25 protein-coding genes are annotated in these 19,991 nt (G+C 69.9%); 19 read left to right on the forward strand and 6 right to left on the reverse strand.

What is annotated here, in order from left to right; all coding sequences use genetic code 11:
- Positions 1–155 precede the first annotated feature (155 nt).
- The 5 genes from AB0J76_RS40305 to AB0J76_RS40325 all read left to right on the forward strand — a co-directional run bounded on the left by AB0J76_RS40305 (position 156) and on the right by AB0J76_RS40325 (position 3,789).
- Positions 156–278 (forward strand): hypothetical protein, encoded by a 123-nt coding sequence (locus tag AB0J76_RS40305; RefSeq protein WP_352321808.1) that lies wholly within the window; start codon positions 156–158, stop codon positions 276–278.
- Between the two features lie 95 nt (positions 279–373).
- Complete coding sequence (locus tag AB0J76_RS40310; protein ID WP_352321806.1) at positions 374–763, forward strand: STAS domain-containing protein; 390 nt, start codon at positions 374–376, stop codon at positions 761–763.
- Between the two features lie 273 nt (positions 764–1,036).
- Positions 1,037–2,122 carry an AI-2E family transporter gene (locus AB0J76_RS40315; RefSeq protein WP_352321804.1) on the forward strand — a complete coding sequence of 362 codons (1,086 nt, stop codon included), beginning with the start codon at positions 1,037–1,039 and terminating at the stop codon, positions 2,120–2,122.
- A 276-nt stretch (positions 2,123–2,398) separates the two neighbouring features.
- Entirely contained in the window at positions 2,399–3,277 is an 879-nt protein-coding gene (locus AB0J76_RS40320; RefSeq protein WP_352321848.1) for an acyl-CoA desaturase, read from the forward strand.
- Positions 3,274–3,789, forward strand: coding sequence for a DUF5994 family protein (locus AB0J76_RS40325; protein ID WP_352321802.1), 516 nt, complete (start codon positions 3,274–3,276; stop codon positions 3,787–3,789). The genes AB0J76_RS40320 and AB0J76_RS40325 overlap by 4 nt, the downstream gene beginning before the upstream one ends.
- Before the next feature lie 23 nt (positions 3,790–3,812).
- On the opposite strand, the gene AB0J76_RS40330 is transcribed toward AB0J76_RS40325, so the two are convergent.
- Entirely contained in the window at positions 3,813–4,262 is a 450-nt protein-coding gene (locus tag AB0J76_RS40330) for an ATP-binding protein (RefSeq protein WP_352321800.1), read from the reverse strand.
- A gap of 873 nt (positions 4,263–5,135) precedes the next feature.
- Here AB0J76_RS40330 and AB0J76_RS40335 point away from each other — a divergent pair.
- Positions 5,136–5,879: a helix-turn-helix domain-containing protein gene (locus AB0J76_RS40335; RefSeq protein WP_352321798.1), complete on the forward strand. Its 744-nt coding sequence runs from the start codon at positions 5,136–5,138 to the stop codon at positions 5,877–5,879.
- Between the two features lie 52 nt (positions 5,880–5,931).
- On the opposite strand, the gene AB0J76_RS40340 is transcribed toward AB0J76_RS40335, so the two are convergent.
- Positions 5,932–6,399, reverse strand: coding sequence for a MarR family transcriptional regulator (locus tag AB0J76_RS40340; RefSeq protein ID WP_352321796.1), 468 nt, complete (start codon positions 6,397–6,399; stop codon positions 5,932–5,934).
- An 81-nt stretch (positions 6,400–6,480) separates the two neighbouring features.
- Here AB0J76_RS40340 and AB0J76_RS40345 point away from each other — a divergent pair, with 81 nt between their 5' ends.
- On the forward strand, positions 6,481–7,395 hold the full coding sequence (locus tag AB0J76_RS40345; protein ID WP_352321794.1) for an ABC transporter ATP-binding protein: 915 nt from the start codon (positions 6,481–6,483) through the stop codon (positions 7,393–7,395).
- Positions 7,392–8,984, forward strand: coding sequence for a hypothetical protein (locus AB0J76_RS40350; protein ID WP_352321792.1), 1,593 nt, complete (start codon positions 7,392–7,394; stop codon positions 8,982–8,984). Before AB0J76_RS40345 ends, AB0J76_RS40350 begins: the two co-directional genes overlap by 4 nt.
- 80 nt (positions 8,985–9,064) lie before the next feature.
- Here AB0J76_RS40350 and AB0J76_RS40355 read toward each other — a convergent pair whose 3' ends face one another.
- Together AB0J76_RS40355 and AB0J76_RS40360 are read right to left on the reverse strand one after the other, a co-directional pair.
- Complete coding sequence (locus AB0J76_RS40355; RefSeq protein WP_364392807.1) at positions 9,065–9,415, reverse strand: NAD(P)-binding domain-containing protein; 351 nt, start codon at positions 9,413–9,415, stop codon at positions 9,065–9,067.
- Entirely contained in the window at positions 9,412–10,860 is a 1,449-nt protein-coding gene (locus tag AB0J76_RS40360) for an MFS transporter (RefSeq protein ID WP_352321790.1), read from the reverse strand. The genes AB0J76_RS40355 and AB0J76_RS40360 overlap by 4 nt, the downstream gene beginning before the upstream one ends.
- A 103-nt stretch (positions 10,861–10,963) precedes the next feature.
- On the opposite strand from AB0J76_RS40360, the gene AB0J76_RS40365 reads away from it, so the two are divergent.
- The 4 genes from AB0J76_RS40365 (at position 10,964) to AB0J76_RS40380 (ending at position 13,199) form a co-directional block, all read left to right on the forward strand.
- Entirely contained in the window at positions 10,964–11,260 is a 297-nt protein-coding gene (locus AB0J76_RS40365) for a LysR substrate-binding domain-containing protein (RefSeq protein ID WP_352321788.1), read from the forward strand.
- Between the two features lie 31 nt (positions 11,261–11,291).
- Positions 11,292–11,639 (forward strand): hypothetical protein, encoded by a 348-nt coding sequence (locus AB0J76_RS40370; RefSeq protein ID WP_352321787.1) that lies wholly within the window; start codon positions 11,292–11,294, stop codon positions 11,637–11,639.
- Positions 11,640–12,094: 455 nt separating this feature from the next.
- Positions 12,095–12,634: a hypothetical protein gene (locus tag AB0J76_RS40375; protein WP_352321785.1), complete on the forward strand. Its 540-nt coding sequence runs from the start codon at positions 12,095–12,097 to the stop codon at positions 12,632–12,634.
- Positions 12,618–13,199 carry an OmpA family protein gene (locus AB0J76_RS40380; protein ID WP_352321783.1) on the forward strand — a complete coding sequence of 194 codons (582 nt, stop codon included), beginning with the start codon at positions 12,618–12,620 and terminating at the stop codon, positions 13,197–13,199. Before AB0J76_RS40375 ends, AB0J76_RS40380 begins: the two co-directional genes overlap by 17 nt.
- Here the strand turns inward: AB0J76_RS40380 and AB0J76_RS40385 are convergent.
- Positions 13,183–13,653 carry a MarR family transcriptional regulator gene (locus AB0J76_RS40385; protein ID WP_352321782.1) on the reverse strand — a complete coding sequence of 157 codons (471 nt, stop codon included), beginning with the start codon at positions 13,651–13,653 and terminating at the stop codon, positions 13,183–13,185. The genes AB0J76_RS40380 and AB0J76_RS40385 overlap by 17 nt on opposite strands.
- Before the next feature lie 55 nt (positions 13,654–13,708).
- Between AB0J76_RS40385 and AB0J76_RS40390 the strand changes: the two genes are divergently transcribed.
- Positions 13,709–14,038, forward strand: a complete 330-nt coding sequence (locus AB0J76_RS40390; RefSeq protein WP_352321780.1) for an antibiotic biosynthesis monooxygenase — start codon at positions 13,709–13,711, stop codon at positions 14,036–14,038.
- A 27-nt stretch (positions 14,039–14,065) separates the two neighbouring features.
- On the opposite strand, the gene AB0J76_RS40395 is transcribed toward AB0J76_RS40390, so the two are convergent.
- Positions 14,066–14,521: a MarR family transcriptional regulator gene (locus AB0J76_RS40395; RefSeq protein WP_352321778.1), complete on the reverse strand. Its 456-nt coding sequence runs from the start codon at positions 14,519–14,521 to the stop codon at positions 14,066–14,068.
- Positions 14,522–14,571: 50 nt separating this feature from the next.
- On the opposite strand from AB0J76_RS40395, the gene AB0J76_RS40400 reads away from it, so the two are divergent.
- The 6 genes from AB0J76_RS40400 to AB0J76_RS40425 all read left to right on the forward strand — a co-directional run bounded on the left by AB0J76_RS40400 (position 14,572) and on the right by AB0J76_RS40425 (position 19,987).
- Complete coding sequence (locus AB0J76_RS40400) at positions 14,572–15,003, forward strand: hypothetical protein (protein ID WP_352321776.1); 432 nt, start codon at positions 14,572–14,574, stop codon at positions 15,001–15,003.
- 71 nt (positions 15,004–15,074) lie between these two features.
- Positions 15,075–16,376: an aminotransferase class V-fold PLP-dependent enzyme gene (locus AB0J76_RS40405; protein WP_352321774.1), complete on the forward strand. Its 1,302-nt coding sequence runs from the start codon at positions 15,075–15,077 to the stop codon at positions 16,374–16,376.
- A 175-nt stretch (positions 16,377–16,551) separates the two neighbouring features.
- A complete protein-coding gene (locus tag AB0J76_RS40410; RefSeq protein WP_352321772.1) occupies positions 16,552–18,129 on the forward strand; it encodes an OmpA family protein in 1,578 nt (525 codons plus the stop codon).
- Between the two features lie 691 nt (positions 18,130–18,820).
- Complete coding sequence (locus AB0J76_RS40415) at positions 18,821–19,075, forward strand: MerR family transcriptional regulator (RefSeq protein ID WP_352321845.1); 255 nt, start codon at positions 18,821–18,823, stop codon at positions 19,073–19,075.
- A gap of 229 nt (positions 19,076–19,304) precedes the next feature.
- Positions 19,305–19,688: a YbaB/EbfC family nucleoid-associated protein gene (locus AB0J76_RS40420; protein WP_352321770.1), complete on the forward strand. Its 384-nt coding sequence runs from the start codon at positions 19,305–19,307 to the stop codon at positions 19,686–19,688.
- Positions 19,685–19,987: a hypothetical protein gene (locus AB0J76_RS40425; protein ID WP_352321768.1), complete on the forward strand. Its 303-nt coding sequence runs from the start codon at positions 19,685–19,687 to the stop codon at positions 19,985–19,987. The genes AB0J76_RS40420 and AB0J76_RS40425 overlap by 4 nt, the downstream gene beginning before the upstream one ends.
- The last annotated feature ends 4 nt before the right edge of the window (positions 19,988–19,991 follow it).

Consider the following 19,991-nt stretch of genomic DNA (forward strand, 5'->3'; position numbering starts at 1 on the left):
GCGAAAAATGATCTTGTAAAGGGGTGAGGGCCTTCGGTTCGGTGTGGATTGCGACATCTACACGCCGACCAGAAGGGCCCTCATGCCGTAACGCGCCGCTGACCGAACCCGGACGCCTGCGCCTGGCCCGCTGTGCCGGCCGGCTGAACGACGGCTTGAACGCCGAGCAGACGCTGGAGCGCATCACGACCGCCCTGAGCGAGTATGCCGGGGACCACCACAGCGACGACACCGCCCTGCTGCTCCTGCGCGTACCCACTGCCGAGGAGAAGCCATGACGACCGGCCGTACCGAACCGCGCCGGTGACAGGACGGGCGTCGCGACACATCAGAGAGCGGGCGCGGGGCAGAGGGCCCCCGAGAGGAGGCGTCGATGCCTTCGCAACCGATGTCGAACGACCCGCCGCCCTTGCGGCTCAGCGTGCGCGCGGCGCCTCCGGGCCAGGTGGTGGCCGTCCACGGCGCGCTGGATCTGAACACTGCCACGCACCTGGAACACGAAGTGGTCAAGGTGTGCCGGCAGCAGAACCCACCGTTAGTGATCATGGACATGTCCGGGGTGGAGTTCTGCGACTCCTCCGGACTGAGCAGCCTGGTCCGGGCATGGAGGCAGGTCGACCATGACGGCGGCGCGCTGGTCTTGATCGGCCTGCACGGTACATGTGAGCAACTGCTCCGCAGGACCGGCCTGCTGGGGCGCATATTTCCCACCCACTCCACTCTGGCGCAGGCACAGGACGCGCTGGCCCGGACACGGCAGTGATCGGCGAACCGCCATCGTCAATCCCGGAACCCAAGACGTCGGCAGGTGACCTCGCGCGTGTCGGCCGCCCCGATGGCGTTCACCCCCGCGGTGCTCACCGCAAGCCAGGCCGGCACCACGCAGGCCGCCGGGCCCGTGACGCAAATTCTCTGCTTCAACTTTCCTTTACCGAAGTCGGGAAGTGCGCCTATTTCCGACCGGTGGGGAAGTTTCCCGTGCGTGGACTCACCTCAGGAGCGCCTGTTGCGGTTGGTGCCTGCGACCTTGGCGAGGATGGCCGCGTGGTGCGCGTGCCTGATCGTCATCGGCATCGTGGCCAACTACGTGCTCGGTTTCGTGGCGACGATGCGCATCGTCGCCCTCCCGGTGGCGGTCGCCCTGTTGCTGACCGCGCTGCTCTTCCCGCTCACCCGGCGGCTGCGCGAGTCAGGTCTGCGCGCGATCTACGCCACCTGGGTCACCATGCTCGTCGCGCTCGCCGTGCTGGGCGGGACGGGCTGGATCATCGGCGTGCGGGCAAATGAGGAGTTCCCCGGCCTGCTGACACAGGTCAGGCAGACGGCCAAGACGGTGGAGGGCTGGCTCTACACCGGCCCTCTGCACGTGAAGCCCGTTCAGCTCAGCGGCTGGGTGGACGAGATCGCCAAGCTGGTCACCGAGCGGCAGCAGCAGATCACCTCGACGGTTCTGGCGGGGACCGTGGTGGTGGTGGAAGCGCTGGCCTCGATCGTGCTCCTGCTGTTCGTGACGTTCTTCCTGCTCAAAGACGGTGACCAGATCTGGTCCTGGTTCCTCAAGGGGTTCGGCCGGATGGCGCCGCGGGTCGACCGGGCCGGGCGGACCGCCTGGACCACGCTGTCGCACTACGTGCAGGGCACGGTGGCGGTGGCCGCGGTGCACGGCGTGCTCATGGGTGTGGTGCTGGCCGTCATGGGAGTACCGCTGTGGGCGGCACTGGCCGTACTGATCTTCCTGGCCAGCTTCGTCCCGATCGTCGGCATCCTCTTCGCCGGCGCAGTCGCGACGCTGGTCACGCTCGGCGCGAAGGGCCCGATCTACGCGCTGATCTTCGTCGGCATCCTGATCGTCGAGCAGCAACTGGAGAACCACGTGCTCCAGCCGCTGATCGTCGGCCGGGTGCTGCACTTCCACCCACTGGCGATCATCATCGTGCTGGCCGTCGGCGGCATCCTGGCCGGGATCGCGGGCGCGGTCGTGGCCGTGCCGATCACCGCCATCCTCTACCGGGCCGTGCCCGAACTCTTCAAGGACGACCCGCTCGCCCTCCCGGCAGGAGCGGCCCCGGAACCGCCGGCGAAGGCGGTGCCTCCCGGGAAGGAACCCGAACAGAAGGATTGACGGGCTCGGAGGCGGGCGCGGGTGGTGTCCGGGCCGTGGCGGCCTCATGCGGGACGGGCGCGCCCGATCCGTTGGCGGTGGGATGTCCCCGCCCGTCCGCAGCTTGGCATCGACACGGGAGTGGCTTCCGTGCGTGTGGGCAGGTGAATTGCTGTCCAGCGGGAGAAAGGACGCTGCCGTTCGGGGGAGGAAGTCGGCATGGCTTCGCCAGGAACAGGTGTCATCGAGCGGGCCGGCGCGGCACCGCTCATCGGCGGCCGTAAACCGGTCGCGGCGATGGTCGCGTTGTGGGTGTTCGTGCTGGTGCCGTTCGCGGCGCTGGCCGCCGCCGTGCCGGTGGCCTGGGGGTGGGGGCTGAGCTGGACCGACGTGGCGATAGCCGCCTCGGCTTACGTCCTGACCGGGCTCGGCGTCACGGTGGGCTTTCACCGCCATCTCACCCATGGCGCGTTCAAGGCGGAGCGGTGGCTGCGGATCGGTCTGGCCGTAGCCGGGTCCCTGGCGGTGCAAGGCTCGGTCATCCAGTGGGTGGCCGACCACCGGCGCCATCACGCCTTCGCCGACCGTGACGGCGACCCGCACTCGCCCTGGCGTTACGGCAGCAGCGTGCGCGGCCTGGCCAAGGGGCTGCTGTTCGCGCATGTCGGCTGGATGTTCGGGCGTGACCTCACCAATCGGAAACGTTTCGCCAAGGACCTGCTCAACGACGCCGGCATCGGCCGGGTGGACCGGTTGTTCGGACCGCTGGTGGCAGCCTCGCTGCTGCTGCCGCCCGCGATCGGCCTGCTGGTCACCGGCACCTGGCGTGGCGCGCTGACCGCATTCTTCTGGGGCGCTCTGGTACGGATCGCGCTGCTGCACCACGTCACCTGGTCGATCAACTCCATCTGCCACGTCTTCGGCGAACGGCCGCTGATGACCCGCGCCGGAGACCGGGCCGCGAACTTCTGGCCACTAGCTCTCCTGTCATTCGGCGAGAGCTGGCACAACGGCCACCACGCCGACCCCACCTGCGCCCGCCACGGCGTGCTGCCCGGCCAGATCGACCTCTCCGCCCGGCTGATCCGACTGCTGGAGCGGCTCGGCTGGGCCCGCGACGTACGCTGGCCGACCCCGGCGCGCCTGGCCGCACGACGCCGCGAGCCCTCCCCATGACCGGCTCCGAGGAGGTGCGGCTCAGCCTCGATCCCGACCTCGCACGTCGAGGCGCGGTGGACGGCGCGTGGTGGCCCGCCGGCTACGACGCCGGCGCTGAGCTGCCCGCACTGATCGCCGCCATCGACCAGCGGCTGGAGCAACGGGTCCTGCGCGTCGGCCTGCACGTCGACACCTGGCACAACATCCCGCATCGCATCGCCGCCCCCGGCCGCCAGGTCAGAGTGGGCTGGTTCCGCACCATCGACCCCCACCTGATCAACCTCATCATCCCGGGGATCGAACACATCAACCTGCTCGTCATCCCACCCGACACCACACCCGCAGCCGCCGAGAAGGCACTCGACCTGGCCACCCGATGCCGAGGCCGTACCCGCTCCGGCGACATCCTCACCGCCGCAGACCACGACGGTCCCGCCGACACCGCCGCCGAGGAGGAGCAGCGCCTGGCCGGTTGGGACAACGAAGGCGGCCGGACCCGACAGCCCGCCCGCGAGGACCCCACACTCTGATCACGCGTTCGGTGGCGGGAAAGTCAGTCCCGCAGACGGACGACGATGACGACGGTCGTGCCGGCCGGGCCGGTGGTCACCGTGAGCGAGTCGCTGAGCTCGGCCATCAGCCACAGCCCGCGGCCGTGGTCACGGTCGCGGGCAGGCATCGATGCCCGCTGCTGGTAGTGGCGGGCCGGGATCCCGGGGCCATGATCGCTGATCTCGCAGCACAGCAGGCCATCGGCCTGCCACAGGCGGACCCGCCCGGATCCACCACCGTGATCGAACACGTTGGCCACACCTTCGTGCACCGCCAGTTCAAAATCTTCCCGCCGAGCCGACGACAGCCCCTGCTGGGTGGCATGGGCGCTCACGCCCTTCCGCAATGCGCTCTGATCGTACGTGGCCGCACCACCCGGCCCGGACGTACTCAGTGCCCAGGTCAGCAACGGGTCTCGGCATTCCGGCGGCGGCCCGAACGTCCCGCTCACCGGTCACGCCTACTCATCGCCGGTCACCGGGGGCGGCCGGCGGCCGTCCGAGGGAGCTGCCATCTGAACGCGGCGCACGCCCGCCCCCTCGTCGCAACATGTCGACAGAGGTCGGGACATCAGACGACGGAGGGGCCGCGACGGTCGGCACGGGCGAGGGGACAGTCGACGGCGCCTTGGACATCATGGTCCCTTCGATGGCGCGATCAGCGTGACTTGCGAGAGCGACGACAACCGCAGTGCGATCAGATCCTGACCCGCGACATCCCTACCCCTGCGGCGAAGGGGGAAACGGGCCCAGGGGGCCGGCTGCCGGCGACGCCCTTGCTTCCCATCGACAAGCCTCCTCCATCCATGAGATCGCCAAGCCCACTCAGAAGAGGCTTCTTGTGGCGGACGAAGTGCCAGATGTCCAGACGACCGTACAATCAGGGAACTCCACCTGAACCGGCTAGCCCAAGACCTCGAAGCCGCGTGGAACCGGGTGGAGACCTCCATCGGCACCAAGAAACCCCGCGAATACGACCAAGCCGTCGACCTCCTCCGCGACCCGCACGCCCTGGCCCTCCGCGACGAGGACACCGGTCCACGTGCGCAGCCAACGCCGTGGAGGCGGCGCCGTGCCGCAGGTCGTGCAGCCGCACCGGCGGCCGCACGGTTCCAGCTCTGGGACGAGCCGATCGAGAGGCGTTGCGCGCGGATGGCCCGCTCGTGCGGAGGTCAGGATGGGCTGCTGCTCGTGCACGGGCCGCTCCTGCGTGACTGGGATGACGGCCTGCACGCTCTCACCTGCTGCGCGGTCTTCCTGAAGGGACTGGCGAGTCAATTGAATGACGCCATACCCTTATCTAGTCAAACAAATGAGGTGAAGAGGTGCGAGGGCGGCCGCTGCAGGATCCGGCGCGACAGCTCGAGCGCGCGCACCGGATTCTGGACGCCGCCGCCGAGCTGATCCTGCGCTGGGGCTACGACAAGACCACGCTCGAGGACGTCGCGGGGCGGGCAGGCGTCGCCAAGGGCACCCTTTACCTGCACTGGAAGTCGCGTGATGAGTTGTTCTCCGCGCTGCTGCGCCGCGAACGCGTCCGCATGCTCGTCGAGGTACGGCGCAGCGACCCCCAAACCCTGCGCGACCTGCTCAGCCAGCTGGCCGCGGGAGTGCTGGGCCGCCCGTTGATGAGGGCGATCCTGCTTTCCGGCGGTGCGGTGCTGGGGAAGCTGGCGCGGCAGAAGCAGCGCAGTACCAGCGCGCTGGAGCTGGGCGAGGCATTCCGGGTCTACCTGGGCCGGCTGGCCGAGCTGGGCGCTGTACGCACGGATCTGGCCGAGGGCGAGCCGTACCTGCTCGTCAGCTCGACCGTCTACGGATTCCTGACGCTGCAGGCCGCGCTGCCGGAGGATCAGCGGACGCCGGACGACCGGCTGGCGGCGCTGATGGCCGACGCGGGCGTGCGGGTGCTGGGCGCGGACGGGGTGGCGACCGAGCAGGTGACGCAGGCCACGCGTGCTTACCTCGGCACCATCGCGGACCTCTCCGATCGCAAGCTGGCGGAATCTCTTGGCGGGCTTGCTGCTGGGAGCGCTGGTACGTCAAGCAAGGCGGCCAGCCCTCAGTGAGCCAGACCTGGTTCTCCGCTGACCAGCCCTCCCCATGGCCCCGCCAGGGTTGTTACGAGGGTCGGATGCCTGCGTTCAGTTCGTCCCACTTGTGGATGAGCTGGGGGACTTCGTGGCGCAGGAAGGCGAAGAAGCGCCGGGTCTCGTCCATGCGTTGTCCCGCGGGCGTGTCCAAGCCGAGCGCCTCCACCCCGTCGCTCGCTCCCTCCTCGAAGCGGCGGAACACCTCGTCGCTCGACGCCGCCGCCCTGTACCAGGCTGTCGGATCGACGCGGTAATGGTCGCGTCGCTCCCCTAGCTCCCTTTCCCTGGTGACCATCCCGACGCGCGCCAGGTACTTCACCGCCCCCGAAACCGCCGATGGTCCCACCTGGAGAAGATCGGCCAGCTCGGCGGCGGTGAGCCGTCCGTCGTCGGCGATGAGGAGCGCGGCAAGCACGCGCGCCGCCATCCGTGGATAGCCGACCTCAGACATGATCACTGCGAACCGCTCAAGGAACCGTCGCGCCTCGTCGGTCATGCACACCTCTCAATCGATGGCCACAGACTACAGAATACTGACACTTCACGTATTTCGTGAAATCGCTGTATTGTTCAAAGTATGTCAAACATGATCTCCGTGTCCGGTCTGGTCAAGACCTTCGGGCGGACGCGGGCGCTCGACGGCCTGGACCTGTCGGTCCGCGCCGGTGAGGTGCACGGCTTCCTCGGCCCGAACGGCGCCGGCAAGTCCACGACCATCCGGATCCTGCTCGGCCTGCTGCGCCAGGACTCGGGCACGGCCCGGCTGCTGGACGGCGACCCGTGGCGCGACGCGACCACCCTGCACCGGCGCCTGGCCTACGTGCCCGGCGACGTCACCTTGTGGCCGACCTTGTCCGGCGGCGAGGCGATCGACCTGCTCGGCCGGATGCGGGGCGGCCTCGATCCCCAGCGCCGCGCCGAGCTGCTCGAAGCCTTCGAACTCGACCCGCGCAAGAAGGGAAGGGCCTACTCCAAGGGCAACCGACAGAAGGTCGCGCTGGTCGCGGCGCTGTCCTCGGACGCCGAACTGCTCATCCTGGACGAGCCCACGTCCGGGCTGGACCCGCTGATGGAGGCGGTCTTCCAGGAATGCGTCCAGGAAGAACGCAGCAAGGGCCGCACGGTGCTGCTGTCCAGCCACATCCTGGCCGAGGTCGAGGCGCTGTGTGACCGGGTGAGCATCATCCGCAACGGCCGTACCGTCGAGACAGGAACGCTCGCCGAGCTCCGCCACCTCACCAGGACCTCGATCACGGCCGAACTCGACGGCCCTCTTCCCCGGCTCGCCGGGACGGCGGGCGTGCACGACCTGCGGACGCAGGGCAACCGGCTCAGCTGCCAGGTCGACGGCGACGCGCTGGACCCGCTGCTGCGCGAGCTCGTGCGGGTAGGCGTGCGTAGCCTGGTCAGCCAGCCGCCGACTCTGGAGGAGATGTTCCTGCGCCACTACGAGAGCGACCTGGCCGGTAGGCACGCGGCGGCCCAGCGATGAACACCCTCACCGGCACCGGTGGAATGATCCGGCTCATCCTGCGACGGGACCGGGTGCGGCTGCCCCTCTGGTATGGGCTCGTGACGCTGCTCGTGCTCGGCGTGGCCGGCTCGGTCGCGGGCGCGTATCCCACCGAGGAGGCGCGCCAGGCCTTTCTGCACACCACCAACGGCGATCCGACGCAGCTCATGATGATCGGCCCGATCTACGACTCCTCCCCCGCCGGGCTCGCGGCATGGCGCGTCCGCGGGCAGGCCGCCCTGCTGATCTCGCTGGCGAGCCTCTTCCTGGTGATCCGGAGCACCCGCGGGGAGGAGGAGGCCGGCCGTAGCGAGCTGCTCGGCTCGACCGCGGTCGGCAGGCACGCGGCGCTGACGGCCGCGCTGGTCGTGGCGTTCGCCGCCAACCTGGTCACGGCCCTGCTCATCGCGCTGGGCCTCGCCGCGCAGGGAATGCCCGCCGGGGGCTCGCTGGTGATGGGCCTGTCGGTCGGCGCCGCCGGCTGGGTCTTCGCCGCGCTCGCCGGCCTGGTGGCCCAGCTGACCGAAAGCTCCCGTACGGCCGCCGGCCTCACCGCCACGGTGATGGGCGCCCTGTACGCGGTGCGCGCGGTCGCCGACCTCCAGTCGAGTCCCGGGCTGGCCTGGCTGTCGCCGTTCGGCTGGACCCAGCGCATGCACCCCTTCGCAGGGGATCAATACTGGCCGCTCCTGCCCGTCGTCGGCCTGCTCGTGGTGCTGGTGACCGCCGCCTACCAGATGTCGGCGCGCCGGGACCTGGCGGCGGGGATCCTGCCGCCCAGGCTCGGACCCGCGGTCGCGGCGCCTGGCCTGCGCACCTCGTTCGCGCTGGCGTGGCGGCTGCAGCGGGGCACGCTGCTGGCCTGGGCCCTGGCGTTCACCGCGTTCGGCGCCGGGCTCGGCGGCGCGGCGCTGAGCTCCGCCCAGCAGCTGAATGCCAGCGAAGCTCTCCAGGGCATGATCGTTCGGCTCGGAAGCGACGGCCGTCCCGTCGACGGCTTCTTCGCCTTCGTGATCTACCTGATGAGCCAGGTCATCACGATCTACGCGATCCAGGCGACCCTGCGCCTGCGCGCGGAGGAATCCTCCAGCCGCGCAGACGCCGTCCTGACCGGCCCCGTCGGCAGGCTGCGCTGGGCGGGCGGCCATCTGGCGCTCGTCGCCGCGGGCTCGGCTGTCGTGCTCGCCGGGCTCGGCATCGGGATGGGCCTGGTCTACGGGCTGTCCACGGGAGATCCTGGCGGGGAGATCGCCCGGATGCTGGCCGCGAGCCTGACGCGGCTACCGTCGGTGCTGGTGCTGGCCGCCGTCGCGACGCTGCTGTACGGCCTGTTCCCGGGAATCGCCGCGATCGGGGCCTATACGGTGCTCGGGCTGTGTTTCCTGCTGGAGTTCGCGGTCGAACTGCTGCACGCCGATCCGTCGCTGCTGCGGGTCTCGCCGTACGCGCAGACCCCCGGGCTGCCGGTGGCGGAGTTCACAGCGACGCCGTTGATCGCGCTGATCGCGGTCGCGGCCGCCCTCACGGCTGCGGGAATGACCGCGCTTCGCCGCCGTGACCTGGGATAGTCGCCTGGCTGGAACGGAGGCCGCGCCCCGAAGCCCGGGACGCGGCCTACTCCAGATCCGGTCCGCGAAAGCCGGCTGTATCACCCCAGACCCGGCGGCGCGGCAGGCAGCTGCCCCTGGCCGGTGACCAGGGTGCGCCCCGGCAGGGCGGCGGCGACCGGCTGCAGGGCCTGGCGGGTGTCTTCGTACGTGGTCAGGCAGGTGACGATCAGCGGGCTCGCGGCCACGGCGTCCTCGATCGTCTCCGCGTGGATCGCGCCCTTGGCGGCCAGGCGTGCGGCCTTGTGCGGCGTACGGTTCCACACCGTCGTGGGGCGCCCTGCCCTGATGAACGCCTCGGCGATGGCCGTACCCATCGAGCCCAGCCCGATGACGGTGACCTTGTCGTCTGTCATTGCGTGTTCCTCGGTGATGTGTGGTGATCGGGTCAGTGGTGAGCAGACACCGCGTGCTTGCCGGCGCCCTGCGGGGACGTCTTCTTGTCCCGGTGCAGCAGCAGGAGCAGCGCCGTCGCGAGCCCGGCCAGCGCGAAGATCGCGGTGGCCAGGAAGGCCGCCCGGAACCCGTCGTTCAGGCCCTCGGGGCCGGCGCCGGTCGTGGCGGCGAAGGCGACCGACGAGGCGATCGCGATGCCGAGCGCGGCTCCGATCTGGAAGACGGCGTTGTTGATGCCGGAGATCAGGCCGGACTCCTCGGGCTTGGCGCCGGTGAGCGAGGCGATGGAGGCGGCGACGTTGGTGCTGCCGATGCCGGAGCCGAAGACGACCAGGCCGAAGAACAGGTCGCTCCAGTAGCCGCCGTCGGGGTCGATCCGGGTCAGCAGCAGCAGGCCGCCGGCCAGCAGCGTCATGCCCGCGATCGCGATGGGCTTGTAGCCGACCTTGGCGACCAGTCGGGCGCTGACGTTCGCGCCGATGATCGACATGACCGCGTAGACGGCGGTGCTGAGCCCGAACTTCACCGCGCTGTAGCCGAGGACCTGCTGGGCGTAGAGCGAGGTGATGAGCGCCCCTCCGTACACCGTCATGGCGACGATGAGCATCAGGACGTTGCCGCCGACCACGGTCGGCGAGCGGAAGATCCGCAGCGGCACCAGCGGGGCCTGCGACCGGTTCTCGATCACGGTGAAGATCACGAGCAGTACGGCGGCGCCGACGAGCATGCCGATGGTCCGGCCGCTGCCCCAGCCGGCCAGAGGCGCCTCGGAGACGGCGTAGACCAGCAGGGCGATGGCGGCGGTGATCGTCACCGCGCCCGCCGGGTCGAAGCGGCGGCGGCCCTCCCGGACCGGTGTCGCCTTGAGCAGACGGGGGCCGAAGACGAGGACCGCCGCGACGACCGGGACGTTGATGTAGAAGATCCACTCCCAGCCGAGCCCGTCGGTGATCGGGCCGCCGATGAGCAGCGCCGCGGTCGCGCCGAAGGCGCCGACGCCGGTCCAGATGCCCAGCGCCTTGTTGCGCTCGGGCCCTTCGGCGAAGGTGTGCATGAGCACCGCCATCGCGGTCGGCGTCATGATCGCGGCGGCGACGCCCTGGACGATCCTGGCGGTGATCAGCACCGAGTCGTTCCAGGCCAGGCCGCACAGCACTGAGGCGAGGCCGAACAGGGCGGTGCCGAACAGGAACATCCGGCGTCCGCCGAGCAGGTCGGCGGTGCGCCCGCCGAACATCAGCAGGCCGCCGAAGCTCAGCAGGTACGCGCTCATCACCCACTGGACGCCGCCCGGGGAGAAGCCGAGCTCGGTCTCGATGGAGGGCAGGGCCAGCATGACGATCTGGGAGTCGACGATGACCATGAAGAAGGACGCCACCAAGAGGGTCAGCGCCAGCCATCTCCGAGGGTCGGGGGCTTCCAGAGGGTCGCGAGGTGTCATCTTTTCCTCTTCCGGGACGCATCAGGGCAGCGCGAAGCCGCCCCGTGGGGATGTCTGGCCTGGTGAGGCCTAGTGCGGAGGGGAGATCCTCGCGGTCAGGCACATGCGATCGAGCGCGTTCGCGCACCTGCCTGATCGCACGCCGGCCGGGCGGCCCATCCATCACTCGACCACCACGAAGTACTGGCAGGAACTGCTCGCCCTCGTCGCGGCGGGTGAGGGCGTCACGATTGCCGCCGCCCAGGGCGCCCGCTACTACCCACGGCCCAACCTGGTCTACGTCCCGTTCCACGACGTCGGGCCGTTCGAGTACGCGCTGATCTGGCGTACGGCGAGCGTCTCCGCCAAGGCCCTCGCCTTCACCAGGGTGGCCGTGGAGACGCACTCCTCCAGGGCATGACCGGCGCCGAAGCGCCCACCCTTGGCAGGCCTTGCCGGTGGCCCGCCGGCCATCTGCGCCTGACCCGAACGACTACGAGATCAACGGCGATCAGGTCGTCGAGGTCGGCGAGTACGCCTATCGGTGGCATGGACGACCAGCCCTCAAGGTCGGGGAACGAGTGTTGCTTCCCGAGAACTGGGTCAGCCATCGTCGGCAGAGCGGAATCCGACCAGAGCTGACCCGCTTTTTCTGGGGACTCCTGCTTCGCTCACCGGCCGAAGAGGAGATGCTGACGCCGACAACATCCATCCGAAATCCTGTCATCGAAACATCGATATCGGGCCTGGAAATACCGAACGACGGAGAGGCCATCAAAGGAAGAGCGATCGGCCGATAGGCATGGGTATTTCCGGGGCGGCACATCACGGCAGAGCGACGCAATAAAGCTCTTCACTTCGATCCGTAGGTTCCGGATTCGAGAGCCGGCCGCCCTATCACGATGACCTGGGCGGATCACCCCATCTGCGTGATCTGGAAGCGCGCCCGGCTGCGGTCAGCCCGGCGTGCTCGATGACCATCTGCGCCGCCCGTCGTAGCTGTTGGTCTCAGTGAGGCCCCTCCTGCGGAGACGGACGTCGGCACGTATTCACGAACGCCAGGAAACCAAGACCTTTTTCGTATCCACGTACCTTTGAAACATCGTGAACGCGGCCAAAAAGTGACGCTTCCGGAAGGCGTACGCACGACACGGAGACGCCGCCCGGCGCGGTCTGCCGCTGTGCCACGCCCCTTCCGCATTCCATGGGGGCAGATGTCGGGTATGTGTAGACTCCCGGGTCCATGAAGAGCCGCTTGCTGATTTCCGGTGCCACGCTGGCCATGGTGTTATCGGGGTGCCAGTTCGGCCCTGCCTCGTCCACCCCGGCCTCGTCGGGCGAACGTCCCATGTCCTCGACCGCGCCGGTGGCGCCGGCGTCCGCCTCCGCCCCGCCCGATCGGGTGCTGGCCGGCCGGGAGGGCAGCGTGGAAGGCAGGCGATTCCGTATCGACGTGGTCCAGCTGGTACGACGGGACCGGTTCGTGAACCTCACCTTCACCCTCGCCCTGACGGCGGGCGACGGCTGGCTGGTGCACAACGCCTTCTCCGCCGTCCCGCAGGCGAACCCCACCATCGACGGCGTCTACCTGATCGACACGGTCAACGCCAAGAAGCACCTTGTCGCAATGGACAGCGCGGGCGGTTGCGTGTGCAGCCGGACCAAGGACCTCTCGCTCAACCCGGGGGACACGGCGGTCTTCTCCGCGACCTTCGCCGCCCCTCCGGAGGGCGTGAAGTCCCTGGACGTCCACATCCCCCATGCCGGGACGCTGGCCGATGTCCCCCTTTCCTGACCTCCTGCTCGCGGTGGCGCTGCTCACGCCGACGCCCCGCCCGCCCGTCCAGGTGCCCGTCAACACCGCTCCTCCCGCCACCGCGCCGGTCCTGGACCTGAACGGCGAGGTGCGGGGCATCACCGCCGACGTCCTGGACATCGGGGAACGCACATCCAACCTGGACGAGTCGCTGATCCAGGAGACCCGCGGCGCCCGCGACAAGATCACCGTGGCGGCCGACGTGCTGTTCGCCTTCGACAAGGCCACCCTCACCGGCAAGGCCAGGAGCCGGCTGGCGGAGACAGCCAGGCTGCTCACGACCAGGGCGCGCGGCAAGCAGGTGCGCGTGGACGGCTACACCGACGCCAAGGGCTCTGACGCCTACAACCGGACGCTCTCCCAGGCCCGCGCCCGGGCCGTACAGCAGGCGTTGACCAAGCTCCTGGCCGGTTCCGGGATCACGTTGACCGTGCAGGGCCATGGCGCGGCTGACCCGGTGGCGCCCAACACCACTCCCGAAGGCGCCGACAACCCCGCCGGGCGGGCCAAGAACCGCCGCGTGGAGATCAGCTTCCCTCGCTGACCGCGGGCTCGGCGGCCGGGGGCTGTCCGGTCAGGTTCCTGGCGCAGGCCGACAGCAGCGCGGCCAGGTGCCGTACCTCCTCGGGCGGGAAGCCGGTGGTCATGCGGCGCTCCACGTCGAGCACGATCGTGTCGGCCTGGTCCAGCAGGGCTCGGCCGGGGCCGGTGAGCGTGATCGGCAACGCGCGACCGACGTCCGGCCGTTCGGCGACGGAGACCAGGCCGGCCGAAGTGAGGCCGCCGAGCACGTCGCGCAGGGACTGGCGGGTCACGAAGGTACGGCGGGCGAGCTCGGCGGCCGGCGCTCCGGGGGCGTCGGCCAGGGCCCGCAACAGCGCGTACTGGGATATGGACAGCCCCAGAGGTCGTAGCCGCTCCTCGCAGGACCGGCGGAACGCCTGATCGACCTGCTTGACCAGGTAGCCGATGCGCTCCCGGACATCCTCTTGACTCATGACAGGAACCTTACACATACTGCTGCATGTAAGGAACCTGACACCAGGAGGGGCCATGCCGTCCACCACGATCACCACCGACGCTCCCGTCGCCACCCTGATCAACGTCTTCAACGTTCAGGCGGACCGTCAGCGCGAACTCGTCGACCTGCTCACGCGGGCCACCGAAGACGTCATGCGGCACCTGCCCGGGTTCGTCTCCGCCAACATCCACGCCAGCACCGACGGGGTCCGGGTGGTCAACTACGCCCAGTGGCGGTCGGCGGACGACTTCCACGCCATGCTCGACCTCCCGCAGGCGCAGGTGCACATGCGGCAGGCCGCCGCCCTCGCCGACCACTTCGACCCCCACCTGCACACCGTGGAGTCGATCCACCACCGGTGACCCCCGGCGGGCACGTCCGGCAGTCACTCACGCCTGCGGCCCGGTCCGCGGGGGCCTGGCGTTGACGTCGGCGATCGAGGCGCGAAGCTTGGTCACCAGCCGCTCCAGGGTGCGCACCTCCTCGGCGTCCCAGTCCGCGGTGAACTGCATCCACCGTTCCCGGCCGACGGCCTCCAGCCGGGCCAGCTCCCGCCGGCCGTCGTCGGTGAGGGTGATCGGGCTGGCCCGGCGGTCGTTCTGGTCGGTGGTCGCCCGCACCAGCCCCTGCCCGATCAGCGTCTGGATCTGCCGGGTCACCGACGACTGGTGCACGCCGAGCTCCTGGGCCAGGTCGGAGGTTCGCGCCGGCTCCTTGGCGGCCAGGAGTTGCAGCGTGCGCAGCAGGCCCGCGCCGGGACGTTGCCGGCGCGCCCGCTCGATGCCGTCGCTGAGCTGCAACAAGGAGTCCAGCATCCGTTGAACGTCGTTCTCGCTCGGTCTCATGCGGTCAGTATACTTGCTTGCTGCACGCAAGTAATGTTAGCGTCGAAGACATGAACGCGATGCAGATCTCCTCCCAGCGCGCCAACCCCGTCTCCGTCGCCGTTTCCCCGCTGGCCGTCCGGCTGGCCAACGCCGCGGCCTGTCTCGGCGTCGCCCTGTTCGTCCTGACCATGACCGTCGCCGCGCTCGGCGCCGACCCCGGCTCCACCGTCTGGAACCGGGCCGGCGGCGTGCTCACCGGCTCCCTGATCTGTCTGGTCATGGTCAGGAAGGCGCGGGCCGGCAAGCGCGGCGCCTACACCCGGGTGCGGTGGATCACCGCCGTGGCCGGCGTGACGATGATGGTCACCGCGGTGATCGCCGGCTCCTTTCCCCTCTGGTTCCGCGCCGAGCAGGTGGTGCACGCCCTGGTGATCGCGGCGCTGGCCTGTGCGCTCAACGCCCCCGCCCTGCTGGGCGACCGTTCGAACCGAGCTCGGTGACGACGGGCGCGGTCCTCGCGGATCGGCGTTCCTCTGTGCAACGCCACCTCGCGCGGGATAGGACGGAAGACGTGAGTCAGCAACTGAACAGACGGGCCCTGTTCGGTGTGGGCGTCCTGGCCGGAGCGGCGGCAGCCTGCTCCTCCTCCACACCCCCGTCGCCGCCGCATCCCGCGCCCTCCTTCGACCCGCGCGACTGGGCCTCCGTCCGGGCCCAGTTCGCCCTCCGCCGGGACGTCGCGCACTTCGCCGCCTTCACCCTGGCCCCCGCGCCCGCCCCGGTACGCGCCGAGATCGCCAAGCACCGCGACGGCCTCGACGCCGACCCCGACTACGCGCCGGTCCGCGACCAGGACCCCGACCAGCCCGTACGCCAAGCCGCGGCCAGGTTCCTCGGCGGCCGGCCCGAGGACGTCGCCCTCACCGACAGCACCACCATGGGCCTCGGGCTGATCTACTCCGGCCTGCGATTGCGCCCCGGCCAGGACGTCCTGACCACCGAGCACGACTTCCTGGCCACCCACGAGGGCCTGCGCCTGCTCGCCGCCCGCACCGGCGCGCGGGTGCGCAAAGTCCGCCTCTACGACGACCCCGCCAAGGCCACCGCCGATCGCATGGTCAGCGCGATCAAGGCGGCGCTCGGCCCGCGCACCCGGGTGGTGGCGATCACCTGGGTGCACTCCGGCACCGGTGTGCGCCTGCCGGTCAGGCAGATCGCCGCCATGCTGGCCGACGTCAACGCCCGGCGCGACGAGCACGACCGCGTCCTGCTGTGCGTCGACGGCGTGCACGGCTTCGCCGCCGTGGCCGACAAGGTGACCGACCTGGGCTGCGACTTCCTGGCCAGCGGGACGCACAAGTGGTTGTTCGGCCCACGCGGCACCGGCGTGTTGTGGGGCCGCGCCTGGGACGCCCTGTCCCCGGTCATCGCCGGCTTCGGGCAGAAGTCGTTCGAGATCTGGCAGCTCGGCACGCCGCCCGGCCCCACCACGGCCGAGCTCGCCACGCCCGGCGGGTTCAAGGCCTTCGAGCACCGGTGGGCGATGCCTTCGGCGTTCGCGTTCCAGGAGGCGATCGGGCCCGACCGGGTGCAGCAGCGCGTCCAGGAGCTGGCCGGCAGGCTGAAGGCGGGGCTCGCCGGGATCAAGCACGTCACGCTGGCCACCCCGATGGACCCGGCGCTGTCGGCCGGGCTGGTGTGCTGCTCGATCACCGGCATGGAACCCCTGCAGGCGGTCGACGCACTCCGCCGGAGCAAGGTGGTGGCCGGCACCACCCCCTACAACGGGACGTTGCTGCGCTTCGGCACCACCATCGTCAACACCCCCGAGCAGGTGGACCAGGCCGTCAAGGCCGTGGCCATGCTGGTCTGAAGCACCCCGCCGAGCCGCCGGGGAAGCCGGCTTGGCCGGCTTGGCCGGCTCGACTGCTACACCTCAGGTTTACACCAGTGGTTGGATGTGCCCCCGGTGAACCGGCAGATATGGTCGCGTCTCGTTGCTGCCCTTGTGGGCGGTTGAGTGGTTTCTGCGACGGGGGCGATGCAGGATGAGGCGCGCGATGCCGGCGGCCGGGCTGGCGATGGCGATCGTGTCGGCGAGTGCGTGCGGCACCGGGATCCCGTCCTCCCAGCGCTCTCCCGAGCAGGCCGGTCGCACCTCCGTCCCCGGCGTGGTCGCGACGTCGTCGCAGCCCTCGCCGAGGGGCGAGGGCCGGCCGTTGGGCAGCCGGACCCTGGGGGTGAGCAACAAGATCACCGTTCGGCTGCTGGCCCTGGACCGGGTCTCGGCCCAGGCCGTGGTGGCCCGCTGGCGGGTCCGCAACGACCTGAAGGAGGACTACTACTTCAGCGCCAGTCTGGCCGTGCCGTGGAACAGCGCGAACCTCGGCCAGAACGCCATCGGCGGAGTTTCCTTGCTCGACAGCGGCAACGACCGCTGGTATTTCCCGCGCGGCTACCGCAACGGCGACTGCCAGTGCACCCGGGGCTGGCCGACCGTCAAGGCGGGCCAGGAGCAGGAGATGGTCGCCGTCTTTCCCGCGCCGCCGCCCGGCGTCACCCGTCTCGACGTCCTGTTCCCGCAGGCGCCGCCGTTTCTGGACGTTCCTCTGGGGCAGGCGCCGCCGACGCCCTTACGCGTGCAGGACGGCGAGGACCCGGTGGATCCCGACTCCGCCCGCGTCGGCGACCCGGTGACGCTGTCGATCGTGAACCAGGTCGAGCAGGCGGGCGCGGCCCAGGACGACGATGGCCGGGTGGTGTCGGTCAGGCTGTCGACCGACGTGCTGTTCGCGGTGAACAGGGCCGATCTCTCGCGCGCGGCCCACGCCGCTCTGCGGGAGGTGGCCACGCAGATCGACCGGTCCCCCGGTGACGAGGTCCGCATCGACGGCCACACCGACGACACCGGCACCGACGCCGTCAACGACCCGCTGTCGCGACGACGCGCCGACAGCGTGCAGGCAGCCCTGAAGAAGCTGGTCACCCGCTCGGGCGTGCGTTTCCGCGCGTACGGCCATGGCTCTCGTGATCCGATCGCCGACAACGATCGCGCCGAGGGCCGCAGGACCAACCGGCGGGTCGGCATCACCTTCGACCGCCCACCCGCGGCGCCCGCCGGCCAGGCACGGGCGACCGTCAGTCGCTCACCGGCCGCCGTGCCGTCCGCGGCGGCGACGGGCACGACGCTGCCCGTGCTCGGCCGCGCCCGGGCCGGGAAGGCGCCCGGCGTCGAGGGCGCCTGGCCGGAGGAGGCCGAGGTACGCGTCAACGAGCTGACCAGGGACGCAGGCGGTTACGTGAATCTGGTGTGGACCCTGCGCAACGACGGTGACACACCGCTCAACGCCTGGACCTCCTCCCACGACTCGGGCGGTGTGTACGCGGAGGCCAGCACCAGCGCCGCCGCACTCGTGGACGGCCCCCGCCGGTACCGTCCGCTGCGTGACGCCCGGCACCACATCACCGTGGGCCCGTACCTGCTGTCCGTGACGCGCCCGGAGTACCTGGTGACCAAGGGTGAGGAGTACACGCTGTGGGCGATGTTCAAGCCTCCTGCGGACGTGTCCACCGTCACCGTCCAGATCCCCGGCTTCGAACCCGTCGAGGGTCTCGCCATCCGGTGACGGTTCGACGTGCCACAGGAGAAAATCTGCAGTCGTCACTGTAGACATTCCGGTTGAGGCGAGCTAGAGTTTCTGACATCGCAAGGAACGGATCCACGAGGGCGGCGCAGGACGAGCAGCACGACGGGGCCGCCCGGACGACGTGGAGAGCAGTACAGAAGAAGGAAGAGGCAGAAGGTCGGACTGCCGCGGCCAGGCTGATCGAACATGGGGCCGTGACGGTGGACGCGCTGCCATTGCACGAAGTCGGCACAGAGATCGACGTGCCGATGTGGAGATAACCGGAAAGGAGTGTTGGACGCCATCAGGATCGCCCGTCGCCGGCGTATCGCCGCACGGGTACCGCAGTTCCACGAACAGGACGGTGGTCTACGGTCACGCTTACGCGATCCCCGCATTTCGCCCCAACGGGCTGACAATTGCGGAACAAGAGAATCGGCCAGCAGGCCGATCGATGGTGTTAAACCTCATTCGGGCCCCGGCGCATCATGGCGCCGGGGCCCCTGTTCGCATTCAGGAAGGTTGCATGGATCAAACAGACCAGGCTCAGGCCGCCGCCACCGTCAGCCGGCACCAGCCGCATCACCTGCCGACGCCCCCCGCCACCGCGTCCACCGCGTCCGTCGTATCGGCCGCAGCCGGCCAGAGCCCTGAGCAACGGCTCGACGACGACGACTACCCGGCCTACAGCATGGGACGGGCCGCGGAGATCCTCGGAGTCACCCCGGCGTTCCTGCGCAGCCTCGGCACGGCCAAACTGATCGAGCCGCTGCGTTCGGAAGGCGGCCACCGCCGCTTCTCCCGCTACCAGCTGCGTCTGGCCGCCCGCGCCCGCGAACTCGTCGACGCGGGCACCCAGCTGGAGGCGGCGTGTCGCATCATCATCCTGGAAGACCAGCTCGCCGAGGCCCTGCGGATCAACGAAGAACTCCGCCGGCGCGGCTGACCCGCGCCCCGGGCCCAGGCCCGGGTCCGGCATCGGGCCATTGTCCGGACGCAGGCAAAGGAGGCGAGCTCCGGGGATTTGTGCTCGCCTCTGTACGACGCGGCGGACGTAACTCAGACACCTCGTGACACCTTTGTTAACAGAAGGTAAACGATACGGACACCCTGAATCCTGTAAAAAAGGGTGACGTATGATGCCTTGCGGTATTAGGCGGGCGAAAGGTGCTTAGGTGGCGGACGCGTTCGAGGCGGAGGTCAGCGCGCTCGCGGGCGAGATCAACCAGCAGGTGGCCCGCGTACGCGAGGCGTTCGGAGAGCTCTCCGCCCTGGAGCACACGGCACGGTCGGCGGACGGGATGGTGACCGTGACCGTCGGCCGCCACGGTCAGTTGCGCGGCGTCGAGCTGAACCCCCGGGCCTATCGCAACCTGTCCCCCAGCCAACTGGCCGACGCGATCATGCAGCAGGCCAATGCGGCCACCGCCGCGGTCTCCGAGCAGAGCAGGCAGCTGCTGGACCCCCTCATGCCGGACGGCCTGCCGTACGAGGACGTCTTCGGCGAACGGGCCACGCTCGACGCGTTCTTCCCCGGCCCCGTGGAGCCGGCCCCGTGAGCGGCTACCACGTGCAGGGGGAGGCGCTGTACCGGGAGGCCAGGACGTACGAGCTGGTCGCGGGGAACGTGGAGCAGGTGCGCGCCGACCTCCGCGCGGCCTTCAACCGGGACCGGAACACGCTGGGCGACGACGAGTACGGCGCGGAGCTGGCCAAGAAGCTGCCCGAGATGGAACGCGGCATCTTCGACGCCCTGACGACGTACATCGACCAGCTGGAGAACGTCGCCTCGGGGCTGAACGCGAGCGCCCGCAACTACAAGGCGGCCGAGCCCACTCCCCCCGTCACGCGGAACTGATCGT

The organism is Nonomuraea sp. NPDC049624, from assembly GCF_040675255.1.
Classification (GTDB): domain Bacteria; phylum Actinomycetota; class Actinomycetes; order Streptosporangiales; family Streptosporangiaceae; genus Nonomuraea.

Bases quoted from the DNA above. Each gene is read 5' to 3' on its own strand.
- AB0J76_RS40310 (WP_352321806.1), top strand. From the start codon at position 374: ATGCCTTCGCAACCGATGTCGAACGACCCGCCGCCCTTGCGGCTCAGC.
- AB0J76_RS40315 (WP_352321804.1), top strand. From the start codon at position 1,037: ATGGCCGCGTGGTGCGCGTGCCTGATCGTCATCGGCATCGTGGCCAAC.
- AB0J76_RS40320 (WP_352321848.1), top strand. From the start codon at position 2,399: ATGGTCGCGTTGTGGGTGTTCGTGCTGGTGCCGTTCGCGGCGCTGGCC.
- AB0J76_RS40325 (WP_352321802.1), top strand. From the start codon at position 3,274: ATGACCGGCTCCGAGGAGGTGCGGCTCAGCCTCGATCCCGACCTCGCA.
- AB0J76_RS40340 (WP_352321796.1), bottom strand. From the start codon at position 6,399: ATGACCGACGAGGCGCGACGGTTCCTTGAGCGGTTCGCAGTGATCATG.
- AB0J76_RS40345 (WP_352321794.1), top strand. From the start codon at position 6,481: ATGTCAAACATGATCTCCGTGTCCGGTCTGGTCAAGACCTTCGGGCGG.
- AB0J76_RS40350 (WP_352321792.1), top strand. From the start codon at position 7,392: ATGAACACCCTCACCGGCACCGGTGGAATGATCCGGCTCATCCTGCGA.
- AB0J76_RS40360 (WP_352321790.1), bottom strand. From the start codon at position 10,860: ATGACACCTCGCGACCCTCTGGAAGCCCCCGACCCTCGGAGATGGCTG.
- AB0J76_RS40365 (WP_352321788.1), top strand. From the start codon at position 10,964: ATGCGATCGAGCGCGTTCGCGCACCTGCCTGATCGCACGCCGGCCGGG.
- AB0J76_RS40380 (WP_352321783.1), top strand. From the start codon at position 12,618: ATGTCCCCCTTTCCTGACCTCCTGCTCGCGGTGGCGCTGCTCACGCCG.
- AB0J76_RS40385 (WP_352321782.1), bottom strand. From the start codon at position 13,653: ATGAGTCAAGAGGATGTCCGGGAGCGCATCGGCTACCTGGTCAAGCAG.
- AB0J76_RS40390 (WP_352321780.1), top strand. From the start codon at position 13,709: ATGCCGTCCACCACGATCACCACCGACGCTCCCGTCGCCACCCTGATC.
- AB0J76_RS40395 (WP_352321778.1), bottom strand. From the start codon at position 14,521: ATGAGACCGAGCGAGAACGACGTTCAACGGATGCTGGACTCCTTGTTG.
- AB0J76_RS40400 (WP_352321776.1), top strand. From the start codon at position 14,572: ATGAACGCGATGCAGATCTCCTCCCAGCGCGCCAACCCCGTCTCCGTC.
- AB0J76_RS40410 (WP_352321772.1), top strand. From the start codon at position 16,552: ATGAGGCGCGCGATGCCGGCGGCCGGGCTGGCGATGGCGATCGTGTCG.
- AB0J76_RS40415 (WP_352321845.1), top strand. From the start codon at position 18,821: ATGGGACGGGCCGCGGAGATCCTCGGAGTCACCCCGGCGTTCCTGCGC.